General features: G+C 73.2%; 18 protein-coding genes. 7 read left to right on the top strand and 11 right to left on the bottom strand.

What is annotated here, in order from left to right:
• Positions 1 to 146: 146 nt before the first annotated feature.
• Genes ACFY01_RS02210 through ACFY01_RS02220 form a run of 3 tightly spaced genes read right to left on the bottom strand, consistent with a single transcriptional unit; the run spans position 147 to position 3,740 of the window.
• A complete protein-coding gene (locus ACFY01_RS02210; protein ID WP_390733711.1) occupies positions 147 to 1,175 on the bottom strand; it encodes an ABC transporter permease in 1,029 nt (342 codons plus the stop codon).
• Positions 1,168 to 2,673, bottom strand: a complete 1,506-nt coding sequence (locus tag ACFY01_RS02215; protein ID WP_390733712.1) for a sugar ABC transporter ATP-binding protein — start codon at positions 2,671 to 2,673, stop codon at positions 1,168 to 1,170. Before ACFY01_RS02215 ends, ACFY01_RS02210 begins: the two co-directional genes overlap by 8 nt.
• Positions 2,670 to 3,740 carry a sugar ABC transporter substrate-binding protein gene (locus ACFY01_RS02220; RefSeq protein WP_390733713.1) on the bottom strand — a complete coding sequence of 357 codons (1,071 nt, stop codon included), beginning with the start codon at positions 3,738 to 3,740 and terminating at the stop codon, positions 2,670 to 2,672. Before ACFY01_RS02220 ends, ACFY01_RS02215 begins: the two co-directional genes overlap by 4 nt.
• Positions 3,741 to 3,905: 165 nt before the next feature.
• Here ACFY01_RS02220 and ACFY01_RS02225 point away from each other — a divergent pair, with 165 nt between their 5' ends.
• Entirely contained in the window at positions 3,906 to 4,607 is a 702-nt protein-coding gene (locus ACFY01_RS02225) for a FadR/GntR family transcriptional regulator (protein WP_390733714.1), read from the top strand.
• Positions 4,608 to 4,616: 9 nt separating this feature from the next.
• Here the strand turns inward: ACFY01_RS02225 and ACFY01_RS02230 are convergent, their stop codons facing one another.
• The 6 genes from ACFY01_RS02230 to ACFY01_RS02255 are packed head-to-tail and all read right to left on the bottom strand — an operon-like array spanning position 4,617 to position 14,022.
• The gene (locus tag ACFY01_RS02230; protein ID WP_390733715.1) at positions 4,617 to 7,637 is read right to left on the bottom strand and encodes an alpha-mannosidase; all 3,021 of its coding nucleotides are present in this window, start codon (positions 7,635 to 7,637) and stop codon (positions 4,617 to 4,619) included.
• A 42-nt stretch (positions 7,638 to 7,679) separates the two neighbouring features.
• Positions 7,680 to 9,683: an endo-beta-N-acetylglucosaminidase gene (locus ACFY01_RS02235; RefSeq protein WP_390733716.1), complete on the bottom strand. Its 2,004-nt coding sequence runs from the start codon at positions 9,681 to 9,683 to the stop codon at positions 7,680 to 7,682.
• Positions 9,680 to 10,939, bottom strand: a complete 1,260-nt coding sequence (locus tag ACFY01_RS02240) for a glycosyl hydrolase (protein WP_390733717.1) — start codon at positions 10,937 to 10,939, stop codon at positions 9,680 to 9,682. The genes ACFY01_RS02235 and ACFY01_RS02240 overlap by 4 nt, the downstream gene beginning before the upstream one ends.
• A 33-nt stretch (positions 10,940 to 10,972) precedes the next feature.
• Positions 10,973 to 11,824, bottom strand: coding sequence for a carbohydrate ABC transporter permease (locus tag ACFY01_RS02245; RefSeq protein ID WP_390733718.1), 852 nt, complete (start codon positions 11,822 to 11,824; stop codon positions 10,973 to 10,975).
• Positions 11,821 to 12,723, bottom strand: coding sequence for a carbohydrate ABC transporter permease (locus tag ACFY01_RS02250; protein ID WP_390733719.1), 903 nt, complete (start codon positions 12,721 to 12,723; stop codon positions 11,821 to 11,823). Before ACFY01_RS02250 ends, ACFY01_RS02245 begins: the two co-directional genes overlap by 4 nt.
• 6 nt (positions 12,724 to 12,729) lie before the next feature.
• The gene (locus tag ACFY01_RS02255) at positions 12,730 to 14,022 is read right to left on the bottom strand and encodes an ABC transporter substrate-binding protein (RefSeq protein WP_390733720.1); all 1,293 of its coding nucleotides are present in this window, start codon (positions 14,020 to 14,022) and stop codon (positions 12,730 to 12,732) included.
• A gap of 244 nt (positions 14,023 to 14,266) precedes the next feature.
• On the opposite strand from ACFY01_RS02255, the gene ACFY01_RS02260 reads away from it, so the two are divergent.
• The 3 genes from ACFY01_RS02260 (at position 14,267) to ACFY01_RS02270 (ending at position 17,083) form a co-directional block, all read left to right on the top strand.
• Positions 14,267 to 15,310: a LacI family DNA-binding transcriptional regulator gene (locus ACFY01_RS02260; RefSeq protein WP_390733721.1), complete on the top strand. Its 1,044-nt coding sequence runs from the start codon at positions 14,267 to 14,269 to the stop codon at positions 15,308 to 15,310.
• A 100-nt stretch (positions 15,311 to 15,410) separates the two neighbouring features.
• Positions 15,411 to 15,992 (top strand): hypothetical protein, encoded by a 582-nt coding sequence (locus ACFY01_RS02265; RefSeq protein WP_390733722.1) that lies wholly within the window; start codon positions 15,411 to 15,413, stop codon positions 15,990 to 15,992.
• Between the two features lie 89 nt (positions 15,993 to 16,081).
• Positions 16,082 to 17,083 (top strand): NAD-dependent epimerase/dehydratase family protein, encoded by a 1,002-nt coding sequence (locus ACFY01_RS02270; protein ID WP_390733723.1) that lies wholly within the window; start codon positions 16,082 to 16,084, stop codon positions 17,081 to 17,083.
• A gap of 740 nt (positions 17,084 to 17,823) precedes the next feature.
• Here the strand turns inward: ACFY01_RS02270 and ACFY01_RS02275 are convergent.
• Positions 17,824 to 18,936 carry a sensor histidine kinase gene (locus tag ACFY01_RS02275; protein ID WP_390733724.1) on the bottom strand — a complete coding sequence of 371 codons (1,113 nt, stop codon included), beginning with the start codon at positions 18,934 to 18,936 and terminating at the stop codon, positions 17,824 to 17,826.
• 2 nt (positions 18,937 to 18,938) lie between these two features.
• Positions 18,939 to 19,688, bottom strand: a complete 750-nt coding sequence (locus tag ACFY01_RS02280) for a response regulator transcription factor (RefSeq protein ID WP_390733725.1) — start codon at positions 19,686 to 19,688, stop codon at positions 18,939 to 18,941.
• Between the two features lie 115 nt (positions 19,689 to 19,803).
• On the opposite strand from ACFY01_RS02280, the gene ACFY01_RS02285 reads away from it, so the two are divergent.
• From ACFY01_RS02285 to ACFY01_RS02295, 3 genes are read left to right on the top strand one after another with little or no spacing between them, the layout of a single operon-like run.
• A complete protein-coding gene (locus ACFY01_RS02285; protein ID WP_390733726.1) occupies positions 19,804 to 20,523 on the top strand; it encodes a glycosyltransferase family 2 protein in 720 nt (239 codons plus the stop codon).
• Positions 20,520 to 21,137 (top strand): DUF2064 domain-containing protein, encoded by a 618-nt coding sequence (locus tag ACFY01_RS02290; protein ID WP_390733727.1) that lies wholly within the window; start codon positions 20,520 to 20,522, stop codon positions 21,135 to 21,137. Before ACFY01_RS02285 ends, ACFY01_RS02290 begins: the two co-directional genes overlap by 4 nt.
• The gene (locus ACFY01_RS02295; RefSeq protein ID WP_390733728.1) at positions 21,134 to 22,201 is read left to right on the top strand and encodes a class I SAM-dependent methyltransferase; all 1,068 of its coding nucleotides are present in this window, start codon (positions 21,134 to 21,136) and stop codon (positions 22,199 to 22,201) included. The genes ACFY01_RS02290 and ACFY01_RS02295 overlap by 4 nt, the downstream gene beginning before the upstream one ends.
• The last annotated feature ends 36 nt before the right edge of the window (positions 22,202 to 22,237 follow it).

The following is a 22,237-nucleotide window of genomic DNA, read 5'->3' on the forward strand; positions in this document are numbered from 1 at the left end:
TGGCACGCACATCTGCGGCGTTGTCGTCGGTTGCCAACGCTCCGCGTTGGCGCCCTCCTCCGCCTTGCAGCTGCACGCACCAGACCCCGCTCGGGTCGGCTGCAAGGCACCGTGACCCAAGACCGGCCTGATCCAAACGACAGGGCCTAGTCCTGGGCCCGGCCCGTCGTCACGCGGGCGATCATGAGGGCGACGAGGATGATCCCGCCGTAGATGGCCTGGATCCAGAAGGACGGCACCTGGGCGAGGGTCAGCAGGTTCTGCACGACGCCGAGGAGGAGTACGCCGGTCAGCGCGCCGAACATGGTGCCCTTGCCGCCGTCCAGGCTGATGCCGCCGATCACGGCGGCGGCGAACACGGTGAAGATCATGTTGTTGCCCTGGTTGGCGCTGATCGCGCCGACGTACCCGGTCTGCATGATCCCGCCGACGGAGGCGAGGACCCCGGCGACCACGAACACGCCGAGCATCACCCGCTCCACGCGGATGCCGGCCGCCCGGGCCGCCTCCTGGTTGCCGCCGATGGCGTACAGCGCGCGGCCGACGCGGTGGTACTTCAGCAGGAACCCGGCGACCGCGAAGGCCGCGGCGGCCAGCCACACCGACATCGGGACGGTGAGGAAGGTGCTGGTGGCCAGGGAGTAGAAGCTGTCCGGCATGCCGAAGAGCGTCTTGCCCTTGGTCGCGCCGACCAGCAGGCCGCGCAGCACGATCAGCATCGCCAGCGTCACGATGAACGCGTTGAGCTTGAACTTGACCACGAGGACGCCGTTGAAGGCGCCGACGGCCGCGCCCACCACGAGCACCGCCAGCAGGGCGAGCGGGGCGGGGAGTTCGGTGCCCCAGCCGGACTGCGCGGACGGCAGCACGAGGAGGGCCCCGACGGCGGGCGCGATGCCGACCACGGATTCCAGGGACAGGTCGAACTTGCCGGTGATGAGGACGAGGGACTCCGCGAGCACGACCATGGCCAGCGCGGCGGACGCGCCGAGGATCGAGATCAGGTTGCGTTCGGTGAGGAACGAGTCGTTGACCACGGCGCCGAGCACCATGAGCAGCAACAGAGCTGGCACGAGGGCGAGTTCGCGGGCCCGGCGGAGCAGGACGGCCTTGGTGGCGCGCGGGTCGGGGGCCCCGAGGGGGGCGAGCGGCACAGCTGCCTTGGTTTCAGCCATGGTCCACTCCTTCGATGGAGGCGATCAGCTCGTGGTCGTGCCAGCCGGCCGGGTGTTCGGCGACGACACGGCCGTGGAAGAGGACGAGGACGCGGTCGCAGCGGCGCAGGTCGTCGAGTTCGTCGGAGACGACGAGGACGGCGGTGCCGTCCTCCCGGGCGGCGTCCACCCGGGCCAGCAGGGATTCCTTGGACTTCACGTCGACGCCGGCGGTGGGGTTGATCAGGACGAGCAGTCGGGGGTCACGGGCGAGGGCGCGGGCCATGACGACCTTCTGCGCGTTGCCGCCGGACAGGTCGGAGACCGGCTGGTCGGGGCCCTCGGCGTGGATGTCGAGGCGTTCGATGAGGTCGGTGGCGAAACCGCGTTTGCGGTCGGGGGCGACGAAGCCGAACCGGCCGAGCCGGTCCAGGACGCCGAGGGTGGTGTTGTCGCCGATGGTCATGCCGGGGACCAGGCCCTGGTCGTGCCGGTCGCGGGGCACGCAGCCGACGCCCGCCTCCAGCGTGGCCCGTACGTCGCCGAAGGGGAGGTCCCGGTCCTCCAGCCGCGCGGTCCCGGCCGTGGGCGTGCGCAGTCCGGCGATGGCCTCGGCGAGCTCGGTCTTGCCGCTGCCGCTGGATCCGGCGAGCCCGACGACCTCGCCGCGGCGGACGCTCAGGGCGATGTCCTGGTACGCGTCGGAGGCGAGCCCGCGCACGTCGAGCACCACGGGCCCCTCGGCGGCCGCGGCGGCGGCGTGCGCGGGCCGGTGGTCGGCCACCGACTCCCCCGCCATCGCCTCCACCAGTGCCGCCCTGGGCAGTTCGGCGACGGGCGCGGTGACGATCCAGCGGGCGTCGCGCAGCACCGTGACGGTCTGGCAGACCTCGTACACCTCTTGCAGGTGGTGCGAGATGAACAGGAAGGTGACGCCGGATCCCTGGAGGGCGCGCATCCTGGTGAACAGCCGCTCGATCTCTCGGTTGTCGAGCTGGGCGGTGGGTTCGTCGAGGACGATGAACCGGGCGCCGAAGCTCAACGCCCGGGCGATCTCCACCATTTGCCGGTCCTCGACCTTGAGGTCGGCGGTGCGGGCCTCCGGGTCGACGCGCACGTCCCAGGTGTCGAGGAGCTGCGCGGCCTCGGCCCTGAGCCTGCGCCAGCTGATGAGACGGCCCTTGAGCGGCTGCCGGTTGATGAACAGGTTCTCGGCGACCGTCAGTTCCGGTACGACCGTGGGCTTCTGGTAGACGCAGGCGACCCTGCGGCGCCAGGCGTCCCGGTCGGCGAGCGCCGGCGCGGGCTCGCCGTCGAAGCGGACCGTGCCCTCGTCCGGTGCCTGGAGGCCGGTGAGGACGTTGACCAGGGTGGACTTGCCGGCGCCGTTGCGGCCGACCAGGGCGTGGGACTCGCCGGGCAGTACGGTGAGCCGGCCGTCGGCGAGGGCGGTGGTGGGGCCGTACCGCTTGACGATGCCCCGCGCCTCCACGAGCGCCTCTGCGGGTGGGGTGCTCATTTGACCGTGTTGCCCCAGAGCTTGGGGTCGTCGACGTTGTCCTTGGTGACCAGGGGCGCGGGCAGCTGGTCCTCGAGGATGCCGCTGGGCAGCTTGACGATGGTGGAGTCGTGGTCGGTCGGGCCGGGCTTGAACGTCTTCCCCTCCATCGCCGCCTTGATGTAGTACATGCCGTACTTGGCGTAGGCGTCGGCGGGCTGGGAGACGGTGGCGTCTATCTGGCCCTTGCGGATGGCGTCGAACTCCTGCGGGATGCCGTCGTTGGAGACGATGACGATGTGGCCCTGCCGGCCCGCCGTCTTGAGCATGCTCTTGGACTTCAGGGTCTGGAGGGTGGGGGCGAGGTAGACGCCGCCGGCCTGCAGGTAGATGCCCTTGATGTCGGGGTTGGCGTTGAGGAGCGTGTCGAGCTTCGAGGCGGCGGTGTCGGATTCCCACTTGGCGGGGATCTCCAGGACCTTCAGCTTCGGGTACTTCTTCTTCACGCAGGAGCGGAACGCCGCGGAGCGGTCGCGGCCGTTGACGGAGGCGAGGTCGCCCATGATCTGCACGACCTTGCCGCTGGTGACGTGTCCGCCGAGGTAGTCGCAGGCCTTCTCGCCGTAGGCGACGTTGTCGGCGCGTACGACCATGGCGACCTTGCCCTTGTCGGGCGCGACGTCCACGGCGACGACCGGTACGCCCTTGCGTTCGGCCTGGTCGAGGCCGGCCTCGATGGCGGCGCTGTCCAGCGGGGCGACGACCAGGCCCTTGACGCCCTGGTTGAGCTCGTTGTTGATGTCGGTGATCTGCTGCGAGGGGTCGCTGTTGGAGTTGACCGTCTTGAGCGTCTCGACGCTCTGGGACTTGGCCATCTTCGGTACGTAGTCGTTGTACGACTGCCAGAACGGCGAGGTCAGCAGGGGCAGGATCACCCCGACCTTGCCGGTGCCGCCGCCCTGGGCGCTTCCCGCGCCGGTGTCCTTGGTGCTGCCGCACGCGGCGAGCGCGAGCGCGGCGCCGACGGCTGTGGCCACCGCGCCGACGATCCGGGTCCTGCTTCGCTTCCACATTTTCCTGCCGGGCATCTGACGGCTCCTCGTTGAGCGACTTCGAGCAGACGACCGCATACTTATCAGACCACTTCCACGAAACAACACCCTTCGTCGGCAGATTTTCCCGGTTCTGGGCCGTAGTGGTCCGACCAACCTGGTGGTTAGACTGCGGCGCACCCCGGTGAGTGGAGGTATGGCGTGGACGGGACGGCCCCGCAGAAGGGCACGGTGACGCAGCGCGCCATCGAACAGATCAAGGTGATGATCGGCGAGGGCCGCCTCGAACCGGGCCAGCGGCTGCCCACCGAGCGCGATCTCGCGGCCCAGCTGGGCATCTCCCGCAGCTCGATGCGCGAGGCGATCCGCGCGCTGACGGTGCTCGGCGTGCTGGAGGCCCGGCACGGCTCCGGGATCTACGTCACCCAGCTCCAGGCCGGTGACCTGCTGGAGACCTTCGGGGTGGTCGCCGACCTGTCCCGGGGCCCGCGCCTGGTGGAGCTGCTGGAGGTGCGCCGGGTCCTGGAGTCCACGGCGACCGCCCTGGCGGCGGCCCGCATCACGCCGGACCAGCTGGCGGAGGTCGAGAAGCACCTGACGGCGATGAACGCCACCGACGACCCGGAGGAGATCCTCGCCCACGACCTCGCCTTCCACCGCGAGATCGCGGCCGCCGCGGGCAACGAGACCATGGCGGCCATCCTGGAGGGCCTGTCCTCCCGCACCTTCCGCGCCCGCGTCTGGCGCGGCTACCAGGAGGAGGGCGCCTTCGCCCGCACCCGCCGCGAGCACGCCGCCATCCACCGCGCCCTGGCCGCCCGCGACCCGGAGGCCGCGCGGGCCGCGGCGGCCGCGCACGTGGGCGAGGTGGAGGAGTGGCTGCGGGCGCAGCTGGGTGAGTAGCGGGCCCGTTCAGGTCCGCCGCAGCCGCAGGGTCACCAGCTCGAACGGCCGCAGCCGCACCGTGAACCGGGGGCCGTCCCGCTCCGGCGTGCCGGCCTGAGGCAGCGGGCGCTCCAGCAGGTCCGTCACCGCCGCGCCGGCGACCTCGAACCCGGCGGTCAGGGTGGCCCGCGCGCGCCCGCCGTGGGCCTCGTGGAAGCGCACCACGACGTCCCCGCTGCCGTCGTCGGCCAGCTTCACCGCCGTGACGACCACCGCGTCCCGGTCCACCGTCACCAGCGGGGCCACCTCCCCGGCGCCGGTCACCCGCCGCTCGGGCAGATTGATCCGCCATCCCTCGCGCACCGCCTCACCGATGGACGCGCCCGGCACCAGCGCGTGCCGGAAACGGTGGACGCCCTGGTCCGTCTCGGGGTCCGGGAAACGCGGGGCCCGCAGGAGGGACGCGCGCACGGTGGTGGTCGTACCCCGGTCGCCGTCGGTGCGTACCGTACGGGTCACGTCGTGGCCGTACGTCGAGTCGTTGACGAGCGCGACACCCCAGCCGGGTTCCTCCAGGTGGACGAAGCGGTGGTTGCAGGCCTCGAACTTGGCCGCCTCCCAGCTGGTGTTGGTGTGCGTGGGGCGGTGGACGTGCCCGAACTGGGTCTCCGACGCGTACCGTTCGGCGTGCACGTCCAGGGGGAAGGCGAGCTTGAGGAACTTCTCCGTCTCGTGCCAGTCGACCTCGGTGTCGAGGACCAGCCGCCGCTCCCCCGGCGGCAGCGACAGCACCTGGGTGACGCGGGAGGCTCCGAAGGACCGCACGACCCGCACCGACGCGCCGTCCTCGCCCGGGGTCACCTCGTCGGCGCCGGTCAGGTCGGTGACGGTGTTGCGGTAGAACTCGTCCACGTCCCAGGCGTCCCACATGTTCGGGAAGTCGGGGTGGAGCTGGAGGAGGCCGGCCGCGCGGCCAGGGGCGACGGTCTCGCGGTCCGCCTCGGGGTCGTACACGGAGACGACAAGGCCGCGGCCGTCGATCTCGACCCGCAGCAGACCGTTGTCCAGGACGTGTCCGCCGCCGGCGCGGGGGGTGAGGGCGGTGCGGCCCTCCGTCACCGGTGTGGCGGCGCCGCCCGCCGGGACGCCCGCGCCGGTGTGCGGCGACGCGTTGAACAGGAGCGGTGTGGTGCCCTCGCCGGCCAGGGCGCGCTGGGCCGCGTCGATGATCCCGGTCAGTTCCCCGGCGAGCCGCTCGTAGGTGGCCCGGGCCTCGCGGTGGACCCAGGCGATGGACGAGCCGGGCAGGATGTCGTGGAACTGGTGCAGCAGGACCGTCTTCCAGATGCGGTCCAACTCCCCGTACGGGTAGGGGAATCCGGTGCGGACGGCGGCCGTGGCCGCCCACAGTTCGGCCTCGCGCAGGAGGTGTTCGCTGCGCCGGTTGCCCTGCTTGGTCTTCGCCTGGCTGGTGAGGGTGGCCCGGTGGAGTTCGAGGTACAGCTCGCCGACCCAGACCGGCGGGTCGGGGTATTCGGCCTCGGCCCGGGCGAAGAACGCCTCGGGGGTCTCCCAGGTGACGGTGGGCGAGCCTTCGAGGTCGCGCAGGCGGGCCGCCTTGGCGACCATCTCGCGGGTGGTGCCGCCGCCCCCGTCGCCCCAGCCGGTGGGCGCCAGCGAGTGGCGGGCGCGGCCCTTGTCGCGGAAGTTGCGGGCGGCGTGGGCGAGTTCGCTGCCCTTCATGGAGCAGTTGTAGGTGTCGACGGGCGGGAAGTGGGTGAAGATCCGGGTGCCGTCGATGCCCTCCCACCGGAAGGTGTGGTGCGGGAACCTGTTCGTGCGGGACCAGGAGATCTTCTGGGTCAGCAGCCACTTGGCGCCGGCCGCCCGGATGATCTGCGGCAGGCCCGCGGCGAAGCCGAACGTGTCGGGCAGCCAGGCCTCCTGGTTCTCGATGCCGAACTCGTCCAGGAAGAACCGCTTCCCGTGCACGAACTGCCGGGCCATCGCCTCAGAGCCGGGCATGTTGGTGTCCGACTCCACCCACATCCCGCCGGCCGGCACGAACCGCCCGTCAGCCACCGCCTTCTTCACCCGCGCCCACACCTCGGGCCGGTGCTCCTTCACCCAGGCCCACTGCTGGGCCTGTGACATGGCGAAGACGAAGTCCGGCTCGTCATCGATCAGCGCGGTCATGTTGGCGGTGGTGCGGGCCACCTTGCGGACCGTCTCGCGCAGCGGCCACAGCCACGCCGAGTCGATGTGCGCGTGCCCGACGGCGCTGACGCGGTGGGCGGAGGGGACGGCGGGGGCGGCCAGTACGTCCGCCAGCCGCGCCCGGGCCTCCCCCGCGGTCGCGCCCACGTCCTGGAGGTCGATCGCGTCCAGTGCCCGGTCCACCGCGCGCAGGATCTCCCAGCGCCGCGCGGAGTCCTCGGGCAGCTCGGCCATCAGCTCGCCGAGCACCTCCAGGTCGGTCACCAGGTGCCACACGGTCTCGTCGAACACGGCGAGGTCCATGCGGGCGAGGGTGTACTGGGGTTCGCTGCCCGCGGTCTCCTTGTCGCCGAGCCGGGTCGGCAGGAACGGGTGGTAGTCGAGGATGACGGGATTGGAGGCGGCCTCGATGTGCAGCCGCACCTCCTCGCCGCCCTCGACGGGCGCGCCGATACGGACCCACTGGTTGCGCGGGTTGAGGCCCTTCACGGGGGTGCCGTCGGGCCGGTGGACGAGGCCCTCGCACTGGAAGCCGGGCATGTTCTCGTCGAAGCCGAGGTCGAGCAGGGCCTCCACGGTCCTGCCCGCCCAGGCCTCGGGCACGGTCCCGGTCACCCGGAACCAGCTGGTGCCCCACGGAGCACCCCACCGGGCGCCCACCTCGATCGGCTCGGGCTCGGCCGCGAGGCCCTCGGCGACGGGTACGGGTTCGCCGGGCGCGTGCCACACCGCGACCTTGAGCGGCACGGACTCGGGGTACACGGCGGGGCGGACACGCTCGTCGAGGACGCGCCTGAGGCGGGCTTCGACCAGGCTGCGGTCGTCATGCATGCGGGGTGCTCCAAGGCTGGGGGGACGGTTACCAGGGGTGGATCACGGCCAGGGGTGGGTCACGGCCACGGGTGCCGACGAGGTGTAGAGCTCCCCTACGGAACGCAGCTCGAACCGTGCGGCCCGCTCGCCCTGCTCCGGCTGGAGCCCGGAGACGAAGTACGCCCGCTGGCAGGTGCCGCCGAGGAAGCGGCGGGTGCCGTCGGGCAGCACACGGTGCAGGGTGTAGTGGCGCACCTCGCCCGGGGCCGCGTCCCAGGCGAGGCGCAGGTCGCCTCCGGTGGCCGCGGTGATCCTTGGGCCGGTGGGCGCGGCGGGGGTGGTGACCGCGTCCCGGACGGTGAGTCCGCCGAGCCGCCAGCGCACGGGGCCGTCGGTCGCGGTGAGCCGGACGCCGAGCGCGTGGACGGTGCCGGACAGCCCGGTGAGCCGTACGGTCGAGGTCTGCCAGGTGTCGACCGCGTTCACGGGCACGTACGTGTACGGGGATGTCGCACCGGCGCCGCCCGGCTCGGCCGTGGCGACGGCGAGCTCGACGTTCACACGGCCGGCGTCGGTCCGATGGGTGAGTTCGACAACCGTGTCAACAGTGATCGGCAGTTGTGTCACGTACAGGTCTAGGACCGCCGGTTCGTCCAGTTCACCGTCGACGAGCACGCTGCTGCCGCCCCGCCACGCGTCCGCGAAGTCGAAGGTGACGGCCGGCCGCTCCCCGGCCGTGCGCACCGTCCAGCGGCGTGACGGCAGCCGGTCCTGGAGCCCCAGGTGGTTCCACGGCAGGTCCGAGGTGACCTGGCCGTCCTCGTACCAGCGCAGGCCGTGCCCGGTGTTGAAGACGCTGGCGAACGGCACCGACGAGACCGTCGACCGGTCCGCGACCGACACCGCGGGCGCCCGCCAGGGGTCGGTGCCGTCCGGCCGCGACGGATCCAGCGAGCGCCCGGTCCAGAACCGGTCGTCGGCGGCGTGGAAGTCGCCCGGGGTGCGCCCCGCGGGCAGGTGGTTGCGGGTCCATTCGGGCCGGTAGAAGCCGATCGAGGCGATGTGGGACTTGCCCGTCGGCACGATCGCGTCCCAGTTCACCGAGGTGCTGGAGCCGTTCGACTCGACGTCCACGCCCGCCCACAGCTCGTAGCGGCCGCGACCGAGCCCGACGGCCTTCTGCCCGGAGGAGGCCAGTGTGCCCGCGCTCCACCGGAAGTCCACGAACATGTCGTCGGCGGCCTGGAAGAACGCCTGGTTCTGGCTGTCTAGGGCGCCCTGCCAGTTCACCGTGCCATTGACCGTCATCGCGTCGTACCAGGTGACCCGCTGCCCCCTCGCCGCCGCGAGGGTCTTCAGCTCCCGGACGAAGCCGAGCATGTCGCTGCCGAGCGCGGTGTTGCCGCCGCCGGTCTCGGCGTTGACGAACCAGCCGTCGAAGCCGTACGCGGCGGCCACGGCGACGAGCCGCGCGGCGAGCGGGTAGTGCCCGGCGGAGTCCTTCTGCACCAGGTCACGGGTCCACCGCAGCTGGCCGCCGTAGGCGGTGGGCGGCAGGAAGATGGTGCCGAGGACGGGCACGCCGTGCCGGTGCGCTGCGTCCACGACCGGCGCGTTGGGCGCCAGGATCAGGCCTTCGCCGGCCGAGCCGCCCCAGAACACCAGCTCGTCCAGGTACGCCCAGTGGGTGGGCGTGTAGTAGTCGGCGGTGGCCGAGCCCTGGGAGGGGTTGGCCGAGGTGGGACCGAAGGAGACCAGCGCCTGGACGCGGGCCTGGCCGGTGCGGGCCGTGGTGTTGGCCGGGACCGGGGTGAAGCGGGGGGCGAGCGGCACGGAGGCGGCGTTGAAGGCGAGGTCGGCGTCGTCGGCGGCGCTCCAGGTCTTCAGGCTGCGCCAGGTGATGCCGGTGCCGGGGGTGCCGGAGGGCAGCGAGTCCGGGTACCAGTAGGAGGCGTACGGCGGGGTGGCCGCCTCCTTGGTCTTCGGGGCCGCCGCGGCGGACGGGGCGGGCAGCAGGGCCGCGGCGGTGCCGGCGACCAGCACGGTGCGTCTGGAGGGGTTCACGAGTTGGTGCCTCCTTGGGGTCCTCGTGGGATGGGGAGTACCTGTTCGGGAGTGACGACTTCGGTGATGCCGCGCGCCGTCAGATGGTCCCGGTCGTCGGCGTGGGTGTCGAGGACGGCCGTGGGCCGGGCTCCGTCGGCGGCGAGCCGGAACCAGGCGTCGAAGACGGGTCCGCCGGGCGCGCACCCGGAGCGCCGGGCCGGGTCGGACGGCACGACGAGGGCTGTGCCCCGTGCGGCCGGCGGCCCGGTCGGGGAGGCGTCGGCGAGCACGCGTGCGATGTCCTTGGGCTTGCGGTCGTTGGTCAACAGGCCGAGCCTGTATTCGAGTTCGGGGAAGTCGGCAAGGCCGCGGCTCACGTCGTGGGAGCACCACCAGGTGACGCCCCACAGGTCGGGGCAGTCCAGTACGGCGGTGAGGGTCGCCTCGGCGAACGCGGCCGCGTGCTCGGCGGGGACCAGCGGGGCGGGCGCGCCGACTTCCTGGAGCCATACGGGCCTGCGCGCGTCCTCGGCCCAGGCCTTGCTCAACTCGACGAGGTAGGCCGCGTGCTGCTCGGTCTGGACGGAGGTGCGGCCGTGGCGCTGGGCGGTGCCGTCGAACACCCAGGAGTGCACGGCGGTGACCTCGCCGAGACGGGCGGAGTGGGCGGGCGTGAAGGGCTGGTCGTCCTGGTACCAGGCGGCGTCGTAGGAGGCGTGCAGATGGAGCCGGCCGGGGGCGCCCTCGGCGCAGGCGGACAGCAGGCGTACGAGCCACCGTTCGGCCTCCTCGGCGGTGACCCGGTCAGGGTCGGGATGGGGTTCGGCGGCGAACTGGTTGACCTCGTTGCCGAGCGTCATCCCGATGAAGTTGGGCCGGTCCGCGAGGGCGGCGGCGAGGGTGCGCAGGTAGGCGGCCTGACCGTCGACGACTTCCGCGTCGGTGAAGAGGTTGCGCCGGTGCCAGGTCCGGGTCCACGCGGGCAGGAAGTCGAAGCTGCTCAAGTGCCCCTGGAGACCGTCGACGTTGACGTCGAGGCCGCGTTCGGCCGCCGCGTCGGCGAGGGCGAGAAGCTGCTCGACGGCGCGGGGCCGGATCAGGGTGCGGTTGGGCTGGAAGTACGGCCACAGCGGGAAGACCCGGATGTGGTCGAGGCCCAGCGCGGCGATGGAGTCCAGGTCGGCGCGCACGGAGTCGAGGTCGAAGTCGAGCCAGTGGTGGAACCACCCTTCGCTCGGGGTGTAGTTGACGCCGAAGCGCACGGCAGGAGGCATGTGTGGAGATCCCTCGGAACGGGGCGGCGGGGTTCAGCCCTTGACGGCGCCCTCGCCGACGCCGCGGAAGAAGTACCGCTGGAGGCAGGCGAAGAGGGCGATGAGCGGCGCCACGGCGATCACGGTCCCCGCGGCGACCAGGCGTTCGTCGTTGGCGAAGGTGCCGTGCAGATAGTTGAGGCCGATGGTCAGCGTGAACTTTCCGGGGTCGCTCAGCACGATCAGCGGCCACAGGAAGTCGTCCCAGGCGCCCATGAAGGCGAGGATCGCGACGACCGCGAGGGTTCCCTTCACCGAGGGCAGGGCGATCCGCAGGAACCGCTGCCAGACGTTGGCGCCGTCGACGTAGGCGGCCTCCTCGATCTCGTACGGCAGGTTGCGGAAGGCGTTGCGCATCAGCAGCACGTTCATGGCGCCGACGCAGCCCGGCAGGACGACGCCGATGAGGGTGTTGTTGAGGCCGAGCTCCCGCATCGTGGTGAACTGGGCGATGATGATGCCCTCGACGGGCACCAGCATCGCCAGGACGAAGACGAGGGTGGCGACGCCGCGGCCCCGGTAGCGCAGCCGGGCCAGGGCATAGCCCGCCAGGGCCGAGCCGGCGCAGTTGGTCACGACGCTCGCGGTGGCGACCTTGAGGGAGTTGAGGGCGTAGTCCCACACCGGGATGGTGTCCGCGACCCGCTCGTAGTTGTGCAGGGTGGGATGGCTGGGCAGGAATTTCGGCGGCGAACTGAAGACGTCCTCCGTCGGGCCCTTGAGCGAGGTGGACAGCTGCCACAGGAACGGGCCGACGGTCAGGGCGAGTACGGCGAGCAGCAGCGCGTAGCGCAGGACGAGTTCCCACACCGGTATGCGGCGGCCGTGCTGGTCGGTGATGCTCACGCCTCGTCCCTCCGGTCCGCCCGCAGCACGAGCAGCATCAGGGCGACGGTGACGGCGAAGACGACGACCGAGAGGGCGGAGGCGTAGCCCACGCGGCCGGTCAGGCCGGTGCCGGTGCGCTGGACGAGCATGACGAGCGTGGTGTCCTCGCCCGCCGGGCCGCCGTTCGGGCCCGCCATCAGGTACACCTCGGAGAACACCTTGAACGCGGCGACCGAGGACAGCGCCCCGACCAGGACCATCGTGGAGCGGACCGCGGGCACGGTGACCGTCAGGAAGCGGCGCACCGCGCCCGCCCCGTCCACGGCGGCGGCCTCGTGCAGCTCACGCGGCACATCGGCCAGCGCGGCCAGATAGATGATCATGTAGTAGCCGAGGCCCTTCCACACCGTGACGGCCATGGCGCTCAGCAGGAGCAGCCACTGGTCGCTCAGGAAGCCGACCCGGCCGGCCCCGACGGTCGCCAGCAGCGAGTTGATCAGGCCGCGTTCGTCGAGCAGCCACACCCAGATGAGCCCGACCACCACGATCGAGGCGACGACCGGGGTGTAGAAGGCGGACCGGAAGAAGGTGATGCCGGGGATGTTCTTCTGCACCAGCAGGGCGAGCAGCAGGGGCAGGATAACCAGCGCGGGGACGACTCCGAGGACGTAGAGGGTGCTGTTGCGCAGGCCGGTCCAGAACATGTCGTCGTGGAGCAGCTCGCGGAAGTTGGCGAGGCCGACGAAGCGGCCCGGGACGAGGGTTCGGCGGTCGGTGAAGGCGTTGGCGAGCGTGGAGAGGAACGGGTACAGGACGAACGCACCGGTGATCAGCAGCCCGGGCGCGGCGAACAGCCAGGGACTGGACGGCAGTTGACGCCGTACCCGGGAAACGCGGGAGAGGGTGGACGTGGCCATCGCACGCTATCCCTGCTGCTGGAGCAGCGTGTCGCAGGCCTTGACAGCGTTGTCGAGGGCCGCTTTCGGGCTCTCCTTGCCCTGGAGCGCCTTGGCGACCTCGTTGCGCAGTGCCGTCTTCATCTGCTCGCTGAACAGCACGGGCGTGTAGTTGACGGCGTTCTTCAGCGACTTGGCGGCGGCGATCCGCACCCGCGTCTCGTCGCTGCCGTCCTCCTTGGTGAAGTACGGGTCGTCGAGGGAGCCCGCGGTGCTGGGGAAGATGGCGACCTTCTTGGCGAAGGACATCTGGTTGCGGGCGTCGGTGACGTAGTGCGCGAAGGCGACGGCGGCCGGGGTGTGCTTGGTCCTGGAGTTGACCATCACGCCCATGACGTACATGTTGACGTGACCGGTGCTGGTGATCTGGTCGGTGATGCCGATGTTCTCGTACAGGCCGGGCGCCTGCTTCTTGAAGTTGCCGAGGTCGAGGGCGCTGCCCGGGTTCATGGCGACGGCCTGGGTGAGGAACTTCTTCCCCGAGGACTCGGGGGTGGCGGTCAGGGCCTGCGGGTCGAGGGCCTTGGCGTCGTACAACTCCTTGTACTTGCTGAGGAGTTCCACGCCCTTGGCGTCGTTGAAGGCGAAGCCGGTGCCCTGCTTGTTCATGAGTTCGACGCCGTAGCGGCCGAAGTCCTCGACGGTGGGGACGCCCGCGAGGGTGGCGACCTTGCCGTCGCTCTCCTTCGCCATCCGAAGGGCGTCGGCGAAGAGGTCGTCGTACGTCTTCGGGGGCTGGTCGGGATCGAGGCCGGCCTTGCGGAAAAGGGACTTGTTGTAGAACAGCGGCCCGGTGTTGAGGTACCAGGGGAAGGCGTAGGTGCCGGTCATGCCCGGTATCCGGTGGCCGGCCCAGGCTCCGGCCAGGTACTCCTTGCGGTACTTCGCGGCGGACTTGTCGAGGTCGAGCGCCAGGCCGGCCTTGGCCAGCGGGGCGACGAGGTCCGGGGAGACGTTGACGACGTCGGGCAGGGTGCCGCCGGCCGCGTCGGCGCTGATCTTGTCGGCGTAGCCCTCGGCGGGCTGGTCGATCCACTTCACATGGGTGCCGGGGTGCTGCTTCTCGAAGCCGGCGATCAGGCCTTCGAAGTACGACTTGAAGTTGGCGCGCAGGTTCCAGGTCTGGAAGGTGATGTCGCCCTCGATCTTGCCGGAGGCGTCGGTCGAACCGCCGCCGCCGGCCCCCGAGCCGCAGGCGCTCAGCGGCAGGACGAGGGCGACGACGACGGCGGCGGCGAGGGTTCTGCGGGATGTGGGCACGGTGACACGGCTCCCTTGCGGCCTCGGTGGCGGTGACGCGAAGGACCTTGCCCGGCGGCTTCGGGGAAAGTCAATGCATTCACCCGAACTAAAGAAATCCGGCCTTCATTAGTGCACGTCAGAAGGCAGGTTGGCGAGATTCGACCGCTTTCCACTAATGCGCTTTAGAACGACCGGACACTGAAGTCACTCAAGCGCATTAGCTACAGTGACGCAGAGAACGAAGAGAAGAGGATGGAGGAACATGCCGGACAAAAGGTCCCCCGCGCGCCGGCCGACGATGAAGGACATCGCGCGGCGTGCCGGGGTCTCCGAGAGCGCGGTCTCCTTCGCGCTCAACGGCCGTCCCGGAGTGTCGGAGGTGACCCGCGACCGGGTACGCCGGGTCGCCGAGCAGCTGGGCTGGCGGCCCAGTACGGCGGCGCGCGCGCTGTCCGGGGAGGGCGCGGCCACGGTCGGCTTCGTCCTCGCCCGCCCCGCCCACACGCTGGGCGTGGACTCCTTCTTCCTGCAACTGGTCTCCGGCATCCAGGAGGTGCTGGCCGAGCGGCACCTCGGGCTGCTCTTCCAGGTGGCCGAGGACGTCGAGGAGGAGTGCGCGGTCTACCGGCGCTGGTGGGCCGAGCACCGGGTGGACGGGGTGCTGGTCGTCGACCCGCGCACCGACGATCCGCGCCCGGGCCTGCTCGACGAACTCGGCCTGCCCGCCGTGGTGATCGGCGGGGCGCCGGACGAGCGGCACCCGGGCCTGTCCGCCGTCTGGGCGGACGACGCGGGCGCGATGGCGTCCGTGGTCGACGAGCTGACCGCCCTGGGCCACCGCCGGATCGTGCACATCGCCGGCCTGCCCGTCCTCGCGCACACCCAGCGCCGGGTACGCACCCTGCGGGCGGAGGCCGAGCGGCGCGGGCTGACCGAGGTGCGGTCCGTGACCACCGACTACTCGGACGCCCAGGGCGCCGCCGTGACCCGCCGGGTCCTCGGCCGCTCCCCCGCCCCGACCGCGCTGATCTACGACAACGACGTGATGGCCGTCGCCGGGGTCGCCGCCGCCGCCGAACTCGGCTACTCGGTGCCGGGGGACGTGTCGGTCGTCTCCTGGGAGGACTCGGCGCTGTGCCGGATGGTCAAGCCGTGGCTGTCCGCGCTGTCCCGGGACAGCGTGGAGTTCGGCCGCACGGCGGCGGCCGAGCTGACCGCACTGCTGGACGGGGGCCCGGCGCGGACCGTACGGGTGCCGGTGCCGCGGCTGGTCGGGAGGGACAGCACGGGGGCGGCGCGGGCCTAGTGCCGGGGGCAGCGCGGGCTCCGGGGGTGCCCGGGACCGCGGGCGGGCGGACACTGGGATGGAGGGGCCGGATGGTCGGTGCGCGCGAGGGGGTGTGACCATGGCCAGGACCCGAAACGGCAGCCCGTGGGCGTGGCGGTGGCGCCGCAACTCACTGAGGCGCCGCAGCGATGTCGTCGAGGCCTGGATCGTGCTGGTGGCGTGGCTGGCCGCCCTGGTGGGCAGTGTGCTCGCCGGGCTGGTGGCGGCGAACGCCGTGGCCCGCGGACTCGACCGGCAGTGGGAGCAGCGCCACCCCGTCCACGCGGTCCTCGTGGGGCGGGCGCCCGACGTCGCCTCGGGGCGGACCGGCAACGACGGCCGGGTCTGGGTCACCGTCCGCTGGACGACGCCGGACGGCGCGGTGCACACCGACCGGGCGAAGGTACGTCCCGGCACGGAGTCGGGCGCCGCGATCACGGTGTGGACGGACCAGCGGCAACGGGTCACCGCGAAGCCCCTGTCGCCCGGCGAGGCCGGGTTCCGGGCGGCGTGGACGGGCACCCTGGTCGCCACCGGCACGGTCGCCGCCGTGTTCGGCACGGCCCAGCTGGCACGGGCGGGCCTGGAACGGCGGCGGCTGCGGCAGTGGGACGACGAGTGGGCGCGCGTCGACACCCGCCGGGGCGGTCTGACGGGCTGACGAGCGCGCCGGCCCGCCGGGTCTTACGGAGTGGTGACACGGCGGCCCGCTCTCGCGGCGGGCCGCCCTCGCGGACCTAGCCTGGCCGCATGCGTGTACTGGTCACCGGCGGTGCCGGGTTCATCGGGTCCCAGATCGTCGACGCGCTCACCGCGCGCGGGCACGAGCCGCTCGTGCTCGACGTGCGGCGGGCACCGGGCGCCGACGTGCGCAATCCGGCGGCGGTCGCCCGTGCCCTGTCCGGCGTGGACGCCGTGTGCCACCAGGCGGCGATGGTCGGCCTCGGCACCGGGTTCGCCGACGCGGCGGATTACGTCTCCCACAACTGCCTCGGCACGGCCGTCCTGCTCACCGCCATGGCGGAGGCGGGCGTACGGCGCCTCGTCCTGGCGGGGTCGATGGTCGTGTACGGGGAGGGCCGGTACGAGTGCCCCCGGCACGGGGTGGTGCGGCCGGGCCCGCGCGCCGTCGCCGACCTGGACGCGGGCCGCTTCGAGCCGGCCTGCCCGCTCTGCGGCGCCGATCTCGCGCCCGGGCTGATCGGCGAGGACGCCCCGGCCGACCCCCGGAACGTGTACGCGACGACCAAACTCACCCAGGAGCACCTGGCGGCCGCGTGGGCGCGGGACACCGGCGGCTCGGCGGTGTCGCTGCGCTACCACAACGTGTACGGGCCGGGCATGCCCCGGGACACCCCGTACGCGGGCGTCGCCTCCTTCTTCCGCTCGGCGCTGGCACGCGGCGAGGCCCCGCGGGTCTACGAGGACGGCCGCCAGCGGCGGGACTTCGTGCACGTACGGGACGTGGCCGCCGCCAACGTGGCCGCGCTGGAGGCGAGCCCGCCCGGCGGCACGCTCACGGCGTACAACACCGGCAGCGGCGAGCCGCACACGGTCGGCGAGATGGCCCACGCCCTGTCAGCGGCCCACGGCGGCCCCGAGCCCGTGGTCACCGGCGAGTACCGCCTGGGCGACGTCCGCCACATCACCGCGGACTCCGCCCGCCTGCGCACGGAACTCGGCTGGAAGCCGGAGGTGAGCTTCGAGGAGGGCATGCGCGAGTTCGCCCGGGCCCGCCTCCGAGAAGCCTGACGAAGCCGGTACGCCACAACCGAGCCGCACACCGCCGCCACGCGGGCGGCGACGGCCACCGCCCACGCCTCGGCGACCAGCGGAGCCCCCTACGGGGGTTCGAGGACGCAGCCCGCGTGAGGCTGACGGGGCGGAGCCCGCGGCGCGAGCTCGGGAGCGCAGCTCCCGTGGGCTCGAAGGGGGCGCAGCTCGCGGCGGCGGTTCGGGGCACAGCATGGTGGGGGGCGGGGCGCAGCCCCGTGGGGGGTTCGGGGGCGCAGCCCCGTGGGGGCTCGGGGGCGCAGCCCCGTGGGGGCTCGGGGGCGCAGCCCCGTGGGGGCTCGGGGACACAGCCCTGTGGGCGTTCGGGGGCACAGCCCCGCGGGCTCGAAGGGGGTGGAACCCACGGCGGCGGTTCGGGGCGTAGCCCCGTGGGGGCAAGGGCGCAGCCTCGTGGACCCGAAGGGACGGAACCCGCGTCGGCGATGCGGGGCGCGTAGCCCCGTGGGGGCCCGGGGCATAGCCCCGTGGGCGTTCGGGGGCGCAGCCCCCGGCGGGGGATCGGGGGCGCAGCCCCCGTGGGGGTTTCGGGAGCGCAACCCCCGGCGGGGCCCGGGGGCGCAGCCCCCGTGGGGGCCCGGGGCATAAGCCCCGTGGACGTTCGGGGGCGCAGCCCCCGGCGGGGGTTGAAGGGGCGGAGCCCCTGGGGATGGGAATGGGTAGGGGCGGCGGGGGCGAGGAAACCTCGGGTTCGGTGTCGTTCACGTCCCGGCTGTCGGGAGGGTCACCTCGAAGCGGCAGCCGCCGGGGATGTTGTGGACGGTGGCCCGGCCCTGGTGGGCCTCGACGATGCCGCGGACGATGGCGAGGCCGAGGCCCGCCCCGGCGGGAGGCGTGCGGGCGTGGGTGCCGCGCCAGCCGGTGTCGAAGACGCGGGGGAGGTCCTCCTCGGGAATGCCGCCGCAGCCGTCGGTGACGGAGAGCACCACGCCCTCCGGTGAGCGCGAGGCGGCGACGGCGACCGTGCCGTCGGCCGGGGTCCGGCGGATCGCGTTCACCAGCAGGTTGCCGAGGACCCGGCTCATCTCCTTGCCGTCCACCTCGACCGGCACCGGCTCGACCCGGTCGCCGACGAGACGTACACCGTGCTCGCGCGCGAGCGGATCCGCGCCGGCCAGGGCGTCGCCGACGAGGTCGTACACGGAGATCCGGCTGGGGCTCAGCGCCAGCGCCCCGGCGTGGATGCGGGAGAGCTCGAAGAGGTCCCCCACCATCTCGTTGAGCCGTTCCACCTCGGCGCGGATCTGTGTGAGGTAGCGGGCCGGGTCGGCGGCCACCCCGTCCTCCAGCGCCTCCGACATCGCCCGCAGCCCGGCGAGCGGGGTGCGCAGATCGTGCGAGATCCAGGCGACGAGCTCGCGCCGGGAGGACTCCAGGGCGCGTTCCCGCTCCCGGGACTCGGCGAGCCGGGCACTGGTGGCGGCCAGCTCCCGGCTGAGCGCGTCCAGTTCCGCGGTGGCCGGTTGGGCGGGCGCGGCGAAGTCGCCGCGGTCACCGAAGGAGCGGGCGGCCAGAGCGAGTTCGCGGCTGCGGGCGACCACCCAGCGGCCCAGCAGCAGGGCGATGGCCAGGGACACGACGGCCGCCATCGCGACGACGGTCGTCACGACGCTCAGGTCGTGCGCGGACAGGAACATCGCCTGCGCCACGGCCATGGTGCCCGCGAGCATCGCGAACACGCCGACCGCCGCCACCACGCCGAGCGACGCCGTGAGCGACCGCCGCCGGATCAGCCGCAGCACGACCGCGCCGGCCAGCCCGGTGGCGGCGGCGCCGAGGAAGGCGTACAGGGCGATGAGGAGGGTGTCGTGCATGGTCAGCCCGCCTCCCGGCCCTGGGGGTCGAAGCGGTAGCCGACGCCCCACACGGTCTGGATCAGGCGGGGCCGGGCCGGGTCGTCCTCGACCTTGCCGCGCAGCCGGCGGACGTGGACGGTGACCGTCGACAGGTCGCCGAAGTCCCAGCCCCACACCTCACGCATGAGGTCCTCCCGGGCGAAGGCCCGCCCCGGGTGCCGCAGCAGGAACGCGAGCAGGTCGAACTCGCGCAGGGTGAGGGCGAGTTCGGCGCCGTTCTTGGTGGCCCGGCGGGCGGCCTGGTCGAGGGTCAGGCCGGCCGAGCTCAGCGTGCGCGCCTGGGCGGCTGGCCGGGTGCGGCGCAGCACCGACTCCACGCGCAGCACGAGTTCGCGGGGACTGAAGGGCTTGGTGACGTAGTCGTCGGCGCCCACCTCCAGGCCGAGGATGCGGTCGTCCTCGTCGCCGCGGGCGGTGAGCATGATGACCGGCACCGGCCCGTGGGCGCGCAGCCGGCGGCACACCTCCAGGCCGTCCATGCCGGGCAGCATGAGGTCCAGCACGACCAGGTCGGGCCGGTGCGCGGCGGCCCGGGCGAGCGCCGCCGGCCCGTCGTCGGCCCGGTCCACCGTGTAACCGGCGCGGCCGAGGTAGCCGGCGACGACCTCGGCGACCGTCGGGTCGTCGTCGACGACCAGGACCCGGGCAGAGGCGGGCACCAGCGGCTCGGCGGGGGTCCCCGGCCGCGTGGACTCGTACGGCTGCTGCATGCGTACAGCCTCGCACCGCCGTCCCCGCCCGCGCCGCCACCGGACGCGGCCGGGACCTTGACGTCCGCGTTTCGTAAGAAGCCGAAGCCCGGTATGCCTGTTTTGCGTTCGTAGGGTGAGAGCCGTGACGACCACTCCCACACCCACAGGGGTCGACGTGGTGCTCCCCTGTCTCGACGAGGCCGAAGCGCTGCCCTGGGTCCTGGCCCGCATCCCTCCCGGCTGGCGCGCGCTGGTCGTGGACAACGGCTCCACCGACGGCTCGGCGGATGTCGCCCGCGCGCTCGGCGCGACCGTGGTGCACGAGCCGCGCCGTGGCTTCGGCGCCGCCTGCCACGCGGGGCTGACCGCCGCCGACGCCGATGTCGTGTGCTTCTGCGACTGCGACGCCTCACTGGACCCGGCACTGCTGGTGCCCTTCGTACGGGAGGTGCGCTCCGGCCGGGCCGATCTGGTGCTGGGCCGGCGCCGCCCGCAGGGCCGGGGTGCCTGGCCCGCGCACGCCCGGGCCGGCAACCTCGCGCTCACCGGGATGCTGCGCCGCCGCACCGGACTGCGCCTGAAGGACCTCGGGCCGCTGCGCGCCGCCCGCCGCGAACCGCTGCTCGCCCTGGACCTCACCGACAGGCGCAGCGGCTACCCGCTCCAGATGGTGGTGCGCGCCGCCGACGCCGACTGGCGCATCACCGAGCACGACGTCCCCTACCGGCCGCGCTCCGGCGTGTCCAAGGTGACCGGCACCTGGCGCGGCACCTGGCAGGCGGTACGGGACATGAGCCGCGTCCTCGCCGAGGCGCCCGCCCGGCCGCCAGTCCGAGGAGGCGGCCCCCGGTGATCACTCTGCTCGTCATCGCCAAGGAGCCCCGGCCGGGCCGGGTCAAGACCCGGCTGACCCCGCCGTTCACGCCCCGGGAGGCGGCCGGGCTCGCCGAGGCGGCCCTCGCGGACACCCTTGACGCCGTGGCCGCGGCGCCCGCCGGCCGGCGGGTCCTCGTCCTCGACGGACGCCCGGGGCCGTGGCTGCCGCCCGGTTTCGACGTCGTACCGCAGTGCCCGGGCGGGCTGGACGAGCGGCTGGCCGCGGCGTTCGCCGGCTGCGACGGGCCCGCCCTGCTCATCGGCATGGACACCCCGCAGGTGACCCCCCGCCTGCTGACCGTCGGCTTCGACGACTGCGACGCGTGGTTCGGCCCGGCCGAGGACGGCGGCTTCTGGGCGCTCGGTCTGGCGTCACCCGATCCCGGTCTGCTGCGGGGCGTGCCCATGTCGACGCCGGTCACGGGTGCCGTGCAGCGGGACCGGCTGGTGGCGGCGGGCCTGCGGGTGCGTGATCTGCCCCGGCTGCGGGACGTCGACACGGCCGCCGACGCGCGCGCGGTCGCCGCCCTCGCCCCGCACGGCCGCTTCGCCGCCCGGCTCGCCCGCCTCACCTCGGTGGCGGACCGATGACCGCGGCCCACGGCCTCGGCCACCCGGGCCCCCGCCGGGCGGGCCAGGCGGCCGGCACCGGCCCCACGGCCCCGCTCCGCCCGCCCGGCGACCTCCGCTCCCCCGCACCGCCGGCCGACGGCGCGGCCGCGGCCGCGGCCGCGCCCTGCGGGCGGACGACCGGCCCGCGCCCCTGGCCGCAGGACGTCCCCGGCCCTGCCGAAACCCGGCCCACGGCCCTCGGCGCACGTGTACCCGGGCCCGCCCGGCCGGTCGACGGCCCGTGCGCGGCCGTCCCCGGCCCCGGCGCGTCCTCGCCCGCCCGGTCCGCCTGGTCCGCCGATGACTCCTACTCCGCCGCGCTGCGGGCCGGGCGCGGCCCGTTGTTCCTGCGGCGGGCCGACGGGTGGCTGCTGCCGCTGGAGGTGGAGCGCTGGTGCGCACGGGCCGACGAGACGGATCTGGCCGTGCTGGCGCGGTGCGAGGGCGCCGTCATCGACGTGGGCTGCGGCCCCGGCCGGCTGGTGGCCGCGCTCGCGGCGCAGGGGCGGCGGGTCCTCGGTATCGACGTCAGCGAGACGGCCGTCGCCCGCACGGTCCGGCGGGGCGGGACGGCGCTGTGCCGCTCCGTCTTCGAGTCGCTGCCGGGCGAGGGCGGCTGGGGCACCGCGTTGCTGCTGGACGGGAACATCGGCATCGGCGGTGACCCGGTGGCATTGCTGGAACGGCTCGCCCGGGTGCTCGCCCCGGGCGGGCTGCTGGTCGCCGAGACCGCTCCGGTCGACGTAGACGAACGCGCCCGGGTCCAGGTCGTGGACGCGGGCGTCGCGCCGGGGCCGGCCACCCGCCCGTTCCCCTGGGCGCGGCTGGGCACACCGGCCCTGCTCCGGCACGCGGCCCGGGCGGGCTGGCGTGCCGAGGATCAGTGGACGGCCGGTTCCCGCAGCTTCGTGGCCCTGCGCAACCGCCGCGACCGCACCCCTCGCAGTGCCAGCAGCAGCGCGGAGCCGCCGAACAGCACGGCGGTGATCAGCAGCCAGCGGGACAGGAAGCCGTCCGCCGAGAGCCCCGCGGCCGACCGGTAGCGCGCGTCGACCTGGCCGCTGATCAGCGGGAACCAC

The organism is Streptomyces sp. NPDC001480, from assembly GCF_042894725.1.
GTDB lineage: Bacteria > Actinomycetota > Actinomycetes > Streptomycetales > Streptomycetaceae > Streptomyces.